Source organism: Nitrobacter vulgaris, from assembly GCF_031453995.1.
In the GTDB taxonomy this organism is placed as follows: Bacteria; Pseudomonadota; Alphaproteobacteria; order Rhizobiales; family Xanthobacteraceae; genus Nitrobacter; species Nitrobacter vulgaris.
Map to the genome: position 1 here is coordinate 1 of NZ_JAVDPZ010000061.1, position 11,193 is coordinate 11,193.

Annotated in this window: 14 protein-coding genes and 2 pseudogenes; 10 read left to right on the plus strand and 6 right to left on the minus strand. The window is 55.7% G+C overall.

Annotation, left to right across the window (positions count from 1 at the left end; genetic code table 11):
* Positions 1-512 (minus strand): molybdopterin-dependent oxidoreductase (locus GGQ85_RS19915; RefSeq protein ID WP_309775968.1); only part of this gene is annotated, 512 nt, incomplete at its 3' end.
* A 1,096-nt stretch (positions 513-1,608) separates the two neighbouring features.
* Here GGQ85_RS19915 and GGQ85_RS19920 point away from each other — a divergent pair.
* Positions 1,609-1,863, plus strand: a pseudogene (locus tag GGQ85_RS19920) (MBL fold metallo-hydrolase); the annotation flags it as partial.
* A gap of 231 nt (positions 1,864-2,094) precedes the next feature.
* Here the strand turns inward: GGQ85_RS19920 and GGQ85_RS19925 are convergent.
* Complete coding sequence (locus GGQ85_RS19925; protein WP_309775969.1) at positions 2,095-2,247, minus strand: aa3-type cytochrome c oxidase subunit IV; 153 nt, start codon at positions 2,245-2,247, stop codon at positions 2,095-2,097.
* Positions 2,248-2,585: 338 nt separating this feature from the next.
* Between GGQ85_RS19925 and GGQ85_RS19930 the strand changes: the two are divergent.
* From GGQ85_RS19930 to GGQ85_RS19940, 3 genes and pseudogenes are all read left to right on the plus strand, one after another.
* A pseudogene (locus GGQ85_RS19930) lies at positions 2,586-2,765 on the plus strand (CBS domain-containing protein); the annotation flags it as partial.
* Between the two features lie 958 nt (positions 2,766-3,723).
* Complete coding sequence (locus tag GGQ85_RS19935; protein WP_309775970.1) at positions 3,724-4,092, plus strand: cupin domain-containing protein; 369 nt, start codon at positions 3,724-3,726, stop codon at positions 4,090-4,092.
* 94 nt (positions 4,093-4,186) lie between these two features.
* On the plus strand, positions 4,187-4,357 hold the full coding sequence (locus tag GGQ85_RS19940) for a hypothetical protein (RefSeq protein ID WP_309775971.1): 171 nt from the start codon (positions 4,187-4,189) through the stop codon (positions 4,355-4,357).
* 303 nt (positions 4,358-4,660) lie between these two features.
* On the opposite strand, the gene GGQ85_RS21100 is transcribed toward GGQ85_RS19940, so the two are convergent.
* From GGQ85_RS21100 to GGQ85_RS19950, 3 genes are all read right to left on the minus strand, one after another.
* On the minus strand, positions 4,661-5,167 hold the full coding sequence (locus tag GGQ85_RS21100) for a transposase (protein ID WP_445376083.1): 507 nt from the start codon (positions 5,165-5,167) through the stop codon (positions 4,661-4,663).
* The gene (locus GGQ85_RS21025; protein ID WP_374708936.1) at positions 5,083-5,475 is read right to left on the minus strand and encodes an IS5 family transposase; all 393 of its coding nucleotides are present in this window, start codon (positions 5,473-5,475) and stop codon (positions 5,083-5,085) included. Before GGQ85_RS21025 ends, GGQ85_RS21100 begins: the two co-directional genes overlap by 85 nt.
* A 105-nt stretch (positions 5,476-5,580) precedes the next feature.
* Positions 5,581-6,429 carry a LysR family transcriptional regulator gene (locus GGQ85_RS19950; protein ID WP_309775972.1) on the minus strand — a complete coding sequence of 283 codons (849 nt, stop codon included), beginning with the start codon at positions 6,427-6,429 and terminating at the stop codon, positions 5,581-5,583.
* Between the two features lie 47 nt (positions 6,430-6,476).
* Here GGQ85_RS19950 and GGQ85_RS19955 point away from each other — a divergent pair, with 47 nt between their 5' ends.
* The 6 genes from GGQ85_RS19955 to GGQ85_RS19975 all read left to right on the plus strand — a co-directional run bounded on the left by GGQ85_RS19955 (position 6,477) and on the right by GGQ85_RS19975 (position 10,886).
* The gene (locus tag GGQ85_RS19955) at positions 6,477-6,905 is read left to right on the plus strand and encodes a DUF488 domain-containing protein (protein WP_309775973.1); all 429 of its coding nucleotides are present in this window, start codon (positions 6,477-6,479) and stop codon (positions 6,903-6,905) included.
* 164 nt (positions 6,906-7,069) lie between these two features.
* Positions 7,070-7,534: a GlcG/HbpS family heme-binding protein gene (locus tag GGQ85_RS21030; protein WP_374708937.1), complete on the plus strand. Its 465-nt coding sequence runs from the start codon at positions 7,070-7,072 to the stop codon at positions 7,532-7,534.
* On the plus strand, positions 7,531-8,337 hold the full coding sequence (locus GGQ85_RS19960) for a two-component system sensor histidine kinase NtrB (RefSeq protein WP_309775974.1): 807 nt from the start codon (positions 7,531-7,533) through the stop codon (positions 8,335-8,337). Before GGQ85_RS21030 ends, GGQ85_RS19960 begins: the two co-directional genes overlap by 4 nt.
* Positions 8,338-8,615: 278 nt before the next feature.
* Positions 8,616-9,701 (plus strand): transaldolase, encoded by a 1,086-nt coding sequence (gene tal, locus GGQ85_RS19965; RefSeq protein ID WP_309775975.1) that lies wholly within the window; start codon positions 8,616-8,618, stop codon positions 9,699-9,701.
* 436 nt (positions 9,702-10,137) lie between these two features.
* Entirely contained in the window at positions 10,138-10,614 is a 477-nt protein-coding gene (locus GGQ85_RS19970; protein WP_309775976.1) for a hypothetical protein, read from the plus strand.
* A complete protein-coding gene (locus tag GGQ85_RS19975; RefSeq protein ID WP_309775977.1) occupies positions 10,611-10,886 on the plus strand; it encodes a hypothetical protein in 276 nt (91 codons plus the stop codon). The genes GGQ85_RS19970 and GGQ85_RS19975 overlap by 4 nt, the downstream gene beginning before the upstream one ends.
* Positions 10,887-10,986: 100 nt before the next feature.
* Here GGQ85_RS19975 and GGQ85_RS19980 read toward each other — a convergent pair.
* A partial coding sequence (locus GGQ85_RS19980) for an integrase core domain-containing protein (RefSeq protein WP_309775978.1) occupies positions 10,987-11,193 on the minus strand: 207 nt, incomplete at its 5' end.

Here is an 11,193-nt window from a genome sequence, read left to right on the forward strand (position 1 = left end):
AAGCTCAGCACCGGATCGATCGGGCTGTTGTCCAGCGTGTCTTCCGCGGACAGATTCCACTTGCCGTGCGTGGAGCCCCAGCGATCGCCGACCTGACCCTTGAACGCGCGTGGCTCGCCGCTCTTTTCGTCGATGACGAGCATCTTCCAGTCGCCGTTCTCGACGTCCTGATAGCGCGCGACACGCTTGGCTCGCAGCAACCGGCCTGTCTTGTAGGTGTTGCCGTTGGGCTCGATCTCGACAAGGAATGGAAGGTCGGTATAGCGCTTCACATAGTCAATGAAATACGGAACCTGCCGGTCGATATAGTACTCCTTGAGAATGACGTGATTGGCCGCCATCCACAGAGCCGTATCCTGACCCGCCTGGATCGGAATCCATTCGTCGCAGTATTTTGCGACCTGGCTGAAGTCTGGCGAGAGCACCACAAATTTAGTACCCTCGGTGCGCGCTTCCGCGATGAAATGCACGTCGGGGGTACGCGTCATGTTCCCGGGGATTAACGAGGTCAAGGATCCAGCTCATCAGCGTCTCCTCAGTGCTTTCGACCGGCCGCTAGGCCTGTCGGTCATCACATTCTTCAATTTGCTTCTTCAAAGCGCTCTGCGGAGTCATCCGCCGGGCCGGTCAATGAATTTGATCGCGAGCTTTCGTGTAATCGCCAGATCGATACCGCTCATCACACTTTCCTTTTCCAAAGGACTACCGTTCGCCGGGAGATGCTTTCCGCCCGTCGTTGTCGTGCGCAGGATTCATCGCGTCGAGAGTCCGCCCGCTCATTTGCAGGCAAACGAAATCCACCAACCTGATTAGTTCGGGGTAAGTGCTCTCACCGCGAGAGATACCGCAGCAAGAAGCATTGCCTTTCGGCAGCTTGGAGGACTCAATCCTAGTTGATGCTCCAACATAGACTTGCGCGTCTTGCATTTGCAATGACGCAATCCATGCACGATACGACGATCTCCTCTGCGGTAATCGCGATGGGTCGGCTAACTACACAACATTGAATAACCGCGACCGATGATGTCGCGATTGCACAGCAAGCTACCCTATCGTCTGCCCAATTCACGCCGTCGTCTTCTTCAAGTATATAATTTTGTCGTCTCCCCCTTCCCCGCTTATGTTTTTGACTCAAGGCTGCGGTCTCGCGACGAAGTTCAACTTCGCCTCCCTGGGAGGTCATGGCGCGAGCCGTGTCGCTTGCAACTGGCGCTGATCCAAGAAGATTAGACTCGGGAGCATTGGGTTGAGCATAATGAGCCGGAGCATGATGCAGATCATGGCGAGGCAGACAAAGGCTGTAACGGTCCTGATATAGCGCTCGAAATCGCACATCAGGCGACTTTTGCGGCGGGATCTAAGTTCGACTACGAAATGAGTTGGTTTTCGCGGCTTGCTCGCCATGCGGCTCGGTTGCAGAAGCAAGCTATCCGACCCTGTTGGTCGGCTACTATATAGTCGCGCCGAGCGACCTCGATATCTATTGGTAAGGATGCCTTGGTTCAGCCGGCGCCACGCAAAGCGTTCGCTTCGCTACGGATGGACGAACGCCCTCCGCAATATTTTCAGTGACAAACGTGTTTACGCGTTCTTGACCTACTGGCGAGATCGCTATGGTCGGCTGCCAAGCGGTTCGCGCAAGAGTACCGAAGTCAACTGCGACTGCTCGATAACGAACACGAAGGTCACACCGGGCATCATCGTCCGCCGCATCGGCGGTCACACGCCCCGTCACAGCGTGGTCCGCTCGCAGCCGGCGACGGCCGATTGACCTTCGCGAGCGATGCCGTCTTCGCGGTCGGGTTCGATCATCCCGACTGGCATAACGGCTTCGAACACGATCCTGAAGAGGCAGCCCGCGTCGGCCGACTGGCTCCCCGCATCGATACCCCGGCTGCGGAGCTTCGATCTATGTCTTAAGCAAGATCATTCCCTCGTTGACCTTGGCGGCGAACGGGTTGCAATTCCGCGAGCGGCTCCGGCCCGGCCTGCCATGTGTTCGTTCTCAGGCGCACGATAAGGCGGCTGAGCGCGGATTAGCCGCGGCAGCAAAGAGGCCGGCACTTCTGCCGGCCTTCGAACGGCGATCGGTAATCAGGTGAGGAAAATCGCCAGCAAGGCGACAACGGTGGCAGCGGCTGACGCAAAGATCGTTCCCAGCTTGACGAACCCTTTGTACGTTTTCTCATGCTCTCGATAATCCATTCCTTCCGCCGTTATATAAACGGGTCCGCTGTGATCAGACATGTCAACTCTCCCAATGTTCGGTTGATCTTGCGTGTCTCGCGACGGCGATCGTCAAGATAGACAAGAGCTCGGTCGCCGCCATTTATGCAATTCCGCGAGCTTACCGATGCGGGTGTTCACGACGGTAAGCTGTGGTCTGACGCTGGCCATAAGCTATAGCTAGCGACAGTATGGATATGGTGCCGACAACAAACGCGGTTACAATGATTGTTTCGGTTGGCATGTCGTTCTCCTTTCTGATTTCCAAGCACGAATAGATGTAATTACAGTACATGTTTTTTCACTAGCGCAAAGATGCATGGCTGCTACGAGAGGATGCAAGGCATCGCGATGACAAACCCGACACGCGTATCGGAGATGTAATGACGCATGACGTCAAATATTGCTTCGACGACGAGAATGTCGAGGACATCGCCCGAAACATTAGCGATCAGCAAGTTAGGCGCTTGCCGGTCCTTAACCGCGACAAGCGGTTGGTTGGAGTGATATCGATCGGTGACATGGCTGCATGCGGCGAACGGGCCCACATTCGCGAACGCGATCCGCCTGCTCCGCCTCGGTGTCCTCGAGGGATGACAGGGATCGATTTTGAAGAGATTGTTCTGCACCAGGCGAGACACAGCTGACCGCACGATGGGGGACATCATACCGCGCGATCATGGACATACTGGCGCACTACGTTGTGCTCAGAGAAATACCTAAAGGCGCACGCCTTCGCTGCCGTTGCACCGGGAGGACGCTTTAGCTTTTTACCGATCTTGGCTACGCCAGCCTTCTGCTTTGCGAGTGATTTCAAACTACGAACATCATCTTTCGTCCACTCTCTGCGGACTGTTTTTTCGCTTTAGCCAACGTGTCTCCTAATTGGTTTGAGTGCGGTTTAGCAGATCGCGTGTTGGGCGCAAGCCAACGCTATGGATGCGGGATGTACGCGCGCGAGCAGCGCGCCGTCATCATTTGCCGCGAACTTGTGGGCAAGCTGAGAGGCCATGATGAGGTGGAAAGATCGTTACGATAACGGCTGGCCAGGCCGTAAAGATGTATCCTTGATATTTCTTTTTAGAGGTATAGATTTGACTCGTGGCGAGGGTCCTAGTCCCTTCTTTCGCCGCAGCTCCGCGATCCGGTACGAGTACCAGTAGGTACCGGGTCGCTGTGCTCTCTTCACGAAGATGGAACGGTAGCTTGATTTTGGTTCTGTACACCAACCAAACCAACGAGGGGCTGAGAAAGGTTCTCAATGAATACGGTTGATCAAGTTCAAAAGCAGCCGAATTACAAAAGGACGCCGAAGTCTTCGCCAACAGGCAGGCTGATCCGCGTTCCAGTGCGAGCCTAGTGCCATGCTCGTGGCCGGAGTCGTTCTAACTTTTGGAGGCATGATTGCCGCCTTAGCTTTTACTTCAGTGACTTAGAATAAGGGTCACTATCGGGGTCGGTTACCGTGACCTGCTCATGCGGAGGGAGACGAGAGCAATGGCCATGCACCACGCCAGCCCCGAAGAAGTCTTTGACCTCGCACCGTTGGGTCCGAAGCTGAAGGACGCACGGACAACCGCCGTTGTAAAATCGGAAGCGTTCGAGGTCGTGCGTCTCATCGTTCACGCTGGCACGGATATCAAGACGCACCAAGTTGACGGTCCCATCACGCTGCATTGCCTGGAAGGCCAGGCTCTGCTCGGTTTGCCGGAAACGTCACTTGAACTTTCAGCAGGTCAATGGGTGTATCTCGAAGGGGGGGTCCCGCACTCGCTCAGGGGAATTGAAGATACGTCGTTACTGCTCACGATCCTTTTCTTCTCCGGAAAGACCCTCCCTTCTCGGTGGAAGTGTGCGTCAAGGTAGGCGGCATGATGCGTCCGGCCTGGCGCGGCTGAAGCGGAGCGAGTCATGGAGATGATGAACTAGGAAAAAGCGCGGCTATGAAAGAGGAGATGACATGAAGATAGTTGTGGCAACAGTTCTAATCATCGGAACATTGGTAGGTATCGGCACGCTCGTGTCTGCTGTTTACAAAACGGATAACGCTTCTCCTCTTGCCAGCAGTGTTTTGCATCAGCACGAAGAATTGACGCGGCGTGCAATATACGTCTCCATTGTCGTGAGTTAATGGTAGCTGGAGACCTGACACTCCTTAACGCCTCCTGCCGCGGGAAACTGCTTCAGCCTACGATAATTTGCCCGGCTGACGGGTAGCATAGTCGCGGCTGAGATTTACCGGAGTTGTTTGATCATGAATCGCAATAATGAAGTGTGCCCAGGCGGTGTTCCCCCAATCAGGAACGCACCAGATATCGAGAGGCCGTTAACGGTCGAGGATCTGGTGGCGGAGCTGAGCCAATGGAACGGTGATGATCAAGTGGTGTTCCGATCGACCTCGGATGGTAGCGTGCTACGGTTCTGTTGTTTTCGATCACCCGAGGCCGGAGTCCTTGAGATCAATCTCAACGACTAGTCTAGGGTCCAGACTCATAACCAGTAACTGACAGCCGCAGCGATGCAGACGGCTGCGAGGAAATTGATTGCGAGACGATCGTATCTGGTGGCGATGCGACGGAAGTCCTTCAGGCGACAGAACATGCGCTCGATCGCGTTGCGGCTTCGATAGAGGACGGGCGAGAAGCAATTCTTCCAGCGTCGGTTCGCCTTTGGGCGGGATGTTCGGCATCGCACCCTTTCCCTCGACCTGTCGGCGGATGACATCGCTGTCATAACCCTTGTCGCCGTGCAGGATCGCGGCACGTGGCATCTCTTCGAGCAGAACCGCGCCGGCGGTGCAATCGGCTATCTGACCCGCGGTCAGCAAGAACGCGACGGGACGACACTCGGCGTCGGTCAGAGCATGGATCTTCGTGGTCCGCCCGCCGCGCGATCGGCCGATGGCCTGCTGATGTTCCCCCCTTTGCCGCCAGATGCGCATCGATGCGCCTTCACGGCCGAGCTATCGATCAGGACCTGCGCAGGAGGTCCGCCGGCCATTGCGAGTGCGTGGAATATGTCTACCCATACGCCCTTCGCTGCCCAGCGGACGAAGCGATTGTAGAGTGTTTTGCGCGGACCATAGACCTCCGGCGCATCGATCCAGCGTCCACCGGACTTCAGCACCTGGATGATGCCGCTGATGACCCGCCGATCATCGACCCGTGGCTTGCCGCGCGTATCGTTAGGCAGAAGCGGCCTGAGCCGAGCGAACTGATGCTTCGTTAGCCAAAAGTAATCGCGACTCATGAGGGGCCTCCTGTCGGAGACCGTGAATCACAAACTCAGCGCGGAAGGAGTCATTTTATGGGTCCCGACCCTAATACAAGTGACGCGCACTCGCTATGCGACCCGTTATTCACCTTCCACGTTCGCCGCTGTGCGCAGCACTGCAAGCGCGATGCCCAAGGTAGCCGCATCAATGTTCGCTGAGTGTACAGCATAGACCGGGAAAGAGAACTGAGGTGAGTCGGGGACCAAATAGAGTTCTCCCGATGCTAAAAGGGGCTGAACTGTATGCCTTCGGAAGTAACCAGAGCCACCCTCCTGTAAAAGGTAACTAAGAGCCAGCGGGCCGAGATTGACCACCAACCCGTGGGTCGTATCGGGAAAACTTGCCGCATGGTGAAGAGAAAAGTCTGCCCCCCAATCGACATGAACGTAACCAGGATTGTTTGTGTGATATGATGCGAGGTCGGTTGTTACCAATACGAGCTGTTCTTCCTTTAATAGATTGATCTCTAACCCTGGTCGATGCTGGGGCGCATACACGACCGCAATGTCTACCAGTCCGGCTCCTACATGTGCGATTAGATCGTGAGGAACGTCGACATGGACACGAAGCGCTATATCTGGATGTGAGTGCCGCATCCTACTGACCCAATCGACAAGAAGAGGCTCCCACAGGCTAACCTCGCTGCCAATAGTCAAAACGGCACGATGACCTTCGGGGACTGCCACTTGCTGTTTTGCGCGCTGCCATAGTTGTACGAAGGCCGGCGCGAAGCGCAGGAATTGCTCGCCCGCTGGGGTAAGGCTCGCACCGCCCTTATTCCGAATAAAAAGCGGTCGTCCAAGCTGCTCCTCGAGGAGGCGCACGCGTGCGCTAACCGTAGTTTGTGCAACATGTAGCCGATCAGCCGCTTTTACGAAGCTTCCGGTGCCGACAATCTCGATAAAGGTCCTGGCGAGCTCGATATCCATGCCTTCATAGCATAAACATTGAGGACAAAAGTCAAAGAAAATCGTCTTTGTTGTTGGGCTACTCCAATGTCCAGATTCCGGGAAAACCTGTAACGTTGCAGCCTAAATTAGGTGAGGAGGATTGCACGATCCACGTTCAGGTTAAGCGTATCTATGAGAACCCTTCGCTGGATGACGGCATTCGCATCCTGGTGGATCGGCTTTGGCCACGCGGGCTCACAAAAAAAGCGGCTGCTGTTGATCGATGGGCCAAGGAGATCGCGCCTAGTACCCCATTGCGAAAATGGTTTGCGCACGATCCCGAGCGCTGGATAGAATTTCGCCGGCGATACACCGCAGAACTTCAGGAAAAGTCTGAAATGCTGGGGGAGATACGGAGACTCGCGCGCGAGAACCCCATTACGTTGGTGTATGCTGCCCGTGACGAGGTGCACAATGGTGCAACCGTCCTCCGAGAGGTTCTCATCGGTAAGTGAGTCCCTTCGTTGGTACTTGCGCGCGCGGTGACCAGAGTGACAACAATGGCTTTGCAGTGAACTGGCATTTTTACTCGTTTGTCCGCGTGTATTGGCAGACGTATCTTGTCAATAAGAGCTGTGCGTAACGAGCGCACATCAAGATCGGCAGGACAAGATAAGATATGCTTTCCCTTTTAAAGGCCCGGAAGATCGTGGATCAAGCCACACGGCGAGCTCGCGAACTTGGCGTCAACATCAGCGTGGCGGTGTGTGACAATACTGGTCGCCTTGTCGCATTAAACCAAATGGATCGCTCTCGCGGTTGGGAGGCGGACCGCTGCTCGATAGGAAAGGCGGTTGCTGCAGCGGTAAGCGGTCTTCCCAGTGATCGACTGATGGAACGGCTTCAGAGACATGGATTAAGACCGATCTCTTACGTCGTCCCGCCACGGGGCCAACGGGGTGGGCTTCCTGTCTTCCAAAGGGGTGTGGTTCAAGGAGGTTGTGGCGTCAGTGGTTCCGCTACAGAAGCGCAGGACGAGGAGTGCGCAAGAGCCGGCATCGCGGCGATCGAGGAGACGATTATAGAATCAGCTCCTGGCGGAGCGCGGAGTGACATCTTCATAGAAAACAGAGACGTCAAATGACATCAGTAAGTAGTATGGCGGTAAGCGTCGATCCGCTGTCCAAAAGACCTGAGGCTCGAGTTGCGGAGCAGTCAGCACCGGCCGCGCAACGACTTTCAATTCTAGGAAAAATGACCGGCGGAATTGCCCACGACTTCAGGAATATCTTGGCGGTCATCGATTCGTCTTTGCGATTGGCTGAGAATAACATCAGCGACCCAGATAAAGTACGTGCTTTCATCGTGGGCGCGCGAGAGGGAGTTGATCGCGGGCTGAAGCTGACATCCGAACTTCTCACCTTGGCCCGCCAAAAGGAGCTTATTGCTTCAGCAGCGGACGTGAACGAGCTACTTGCTAAATTGGAGATGCTCCTGACATGCGCGATCGGTTCATCGGTCCGAATCGAATTCCAGTTTTCTGCCAATTTGCCAAAATGCCTTATAGATCGACCGCAATTTGCGGCCGCGATTTTGAATCTGGTCATTAACGCGCGTGATGCTATGCCGAACGGAGGAGTAATCCAGATAACAACCGACAGTCGCGATCCGGGAGGAGAAGAAGGAAGCATGGTCGGGTACGTCCGTGTCCGTGTGAGGGATAACGGCTTGGGTATGACAAAGGACATAATGAAGAACATATTTGAACCGTTCTTTACCACCAAAGGCAAAAACGGGACTGGCTTAGGCATCCCGCAAGTTTGCGCCTTCATTCGCCAAACTGGCGGACGCTTGAACGTTGATAGCGAAATAGGGCGTGGCACCACCTTCGACCTCTTCTTGCCTGCCGTTGATGACATGGAAGGACGAAGCTTGATGTCAGCTTAGTTCTATCCGGACATGGAGGCTTGGAACAGTGTTCTTCCACGTGCGCCATGCTGGTGCCTCAGATTAAAATCGGCACAGCGCTGCTTGAAGCTTGATGCCGATCTCCTCGGCTCAACACGAGCTCGGATCGAGCGACCGCCAACGCGTGACGATTGTTCGATTGCTCCTCCCGATCCGTGTAATACCCTTCAAATCGAAGTATAGTATATCCTGCGAAAGACCTGCTGCGGGATGGCGCGGTAGCGGGTGAGCCACCAAGCCAGAACGGAGATCACGCGATGAAACCGACAAAGGAGCTTCATAATCTAGGTCAAAGCTTGTGGCTCGACAACATCAGCCGAGATTTGCTGAACAACGGCATCTTACAACGTTACATTGACGAGTTCTCGGTGACGGGACTGACATCGAACCCCACGATTTTCGATCATGCGATCAAGAACAGCACGACCTATGACGCTGATATTTCCAGGAGCGCATTGTCGACGAAAGGAACGGAGGAGGTTTTCTTCGACTTGGCATTGGAGGACCTGACAAGGGCTGCCGAGCTGTTCCAACCTATCTTCGCCCGGACAAACGGGATCGATGGCTGGGTATCGCTGGAGGTCTCACCTCTCTTAGCCCATGACGCCGACAGCACTCTCAAGGCGGCGTGTGATCTTCACCGGCGTGGGGGAAAGCCCAACTTGTTCATTAAGATTCCCGGAACCGCGGAAGGGCTACCTGCCATTGAGGCGGCTATCTTCGCTGGCGTCCCGATCAACGTCACGCTGCTTTTTTCTTGGGAGCAATATGTCGCGACGGCCGACGCCTATCTACGCGGCGTCGAGCGACGAATTGCTGCGGGACTGAACCCGGCGGTCGCCTCGGTCGCCTCGCTCTTCGTCAGTCGCTGGGATGTCGCGGTCGCAGGCCAGGTTCCGGGCGAGTTGGCCAACCAGCTCGGCATAGCCGTCGCTCAGCGGACGTACAAGGCTTATGGAGAGTTGCTGGCATCGCCGCGTTTCCTGCGCGCCGCAAACGCGGGTGCGCTGCCTCAGCGCCTGCTATGGGCCAGTACGGGCACTAAGGATCCGAGCGCCTCCGATATCCTCTATATCAAGGCACTCGCGGCACCTTTCACTATCAACACGATACCAGACGCTACCCTCAAAGCTTTCGATGACCACGGAGAGATCGACACCACGCTCGCTCCTGATGGAGGCAACTGCGAGAGAGCTCTCACTGACTTCGTAAAGGCCGGTATCGATATCGGCGCGCTCGCCACTAAGCTGCAGAACGATGGCGCAAAATCCTTTGTCAAGTCTTGGAAGGATCTGATGGGTCGTATCGAATCCAAGAGTGCGGCGATCCGCAAAGCGAGCTGAAGCAGTCAGCAACAACGTTTCCTACGCCAGACTCTGTGAGGAAGCATTGCTGGCATTCCAGCTTTGCGCATCTCAACTCCGTCAAACAAGGCGGCGCCCTCGTCGCTGAACCTTGCGATGGTCGGCTCGTCGGCATCAAAGATGTCTCTTCGGATTTTGCGTGCGAATGCATCCGCCCGGGCTGCGGCAACGATGGTTGCCAAGAAAGGCGATGTGCAGACGCATCATTTTGTGCGTGGCGGTGACAAAGTAGCCCACGGAGCGCCGGCTTGATGCGGGACGCGGCGGAGAAAAAACCGTCCAGTGGCTAGCCTGATCTCTTTTGGGAGTCGGTCGGCAATGTTTGCCTTGAGGGCATTGCGGAGCATCAGCGACGCAGGGATGGCTGTCACTCACTGGCAACAACTGCTATTCATGTGCAACAGGAGAATCATCTATGACTGCACCTGTGCTGTCCATCACTGCCATCGCCCTTTGGCTTGTTACAATTGCCGTCGCTGCATTCTTCTTCGTTCGCGGTCAGACGCATGTGGCGCCCGACGGGCGCACGACTGTTCTGCTGGGATCGGATGAGCGCAATCTCGTGCTGTCCGAAATGCGCGGTATGCTTGAGACCGTGCAGATTGTCGTCGACGGGGTGAAGGAAGGCGACATGAAGAAGGTTGCGCAGGCGGCGCGCGCGAGCGGTATGGTAGCGGCCGCGGACGTCAATCCGGCACTGATGGCCAAGTTGCCACTCGAGTTCAAGCAGCTTGGGCTCAGCGTCCATAATCGCTTCGATGAGATTGCTACCGTAGCCGACTCGGGTGCGAGCCGCGAGCAGGTGCTAGCGACACTCAGCACGCAGCTGTCGGCCTGCGTTGCCTGCCATGCGAGCTATCGCTTCGACGCGGTGACGCCGGCGGCGAAGTGAGTGAGGACAAAGAAACAAGCCTGAGGGCTTATTGCTGCACTGGTGCGCCAGTGATCCACTCCGACCGGCTTTTTTCCGATTGTCTCTATGGCAGGATATTCCTGTTCAAATTCCTCGGCTGGCGGTTGATCGAGAATTGGGCGATGCCGCTACTCGGTCTTGTAATACTGGGACAATCCGTTCAAGGAACGATCTCAGGCTTCGATGAAGTCGCGCCGCAGCCGTCTGCATCGCTGCGGCTGTCAGTTACTGGTTATGAGTCTGGACCCTAGTATGCCCCGTGCGTCCTTGACTCCATGCCTGTCCGTCGTCAGAACATTTGGCGCAGATGGCTGCTTGATTTAGCGGAGTCTCGGCCTCTGGTTGGTGATGTTAAGCGGCGAGCTTGCGGTGTTGCAAGCGCCTGAATTGGATTGTCTGTCGTTTGATCCTTTCGCGTTGTTCGATGATGGCAGAGGCCCTACCGAAGTAGGCGTCGGCCGGCGTGACGTTGCCGATGCCCTCGTGATAACGGCGATGATTGTAATGCTCGATGAAGGCCTCGATCTGACACTCGAGATCGCCGGGCAGGAAGTAGTT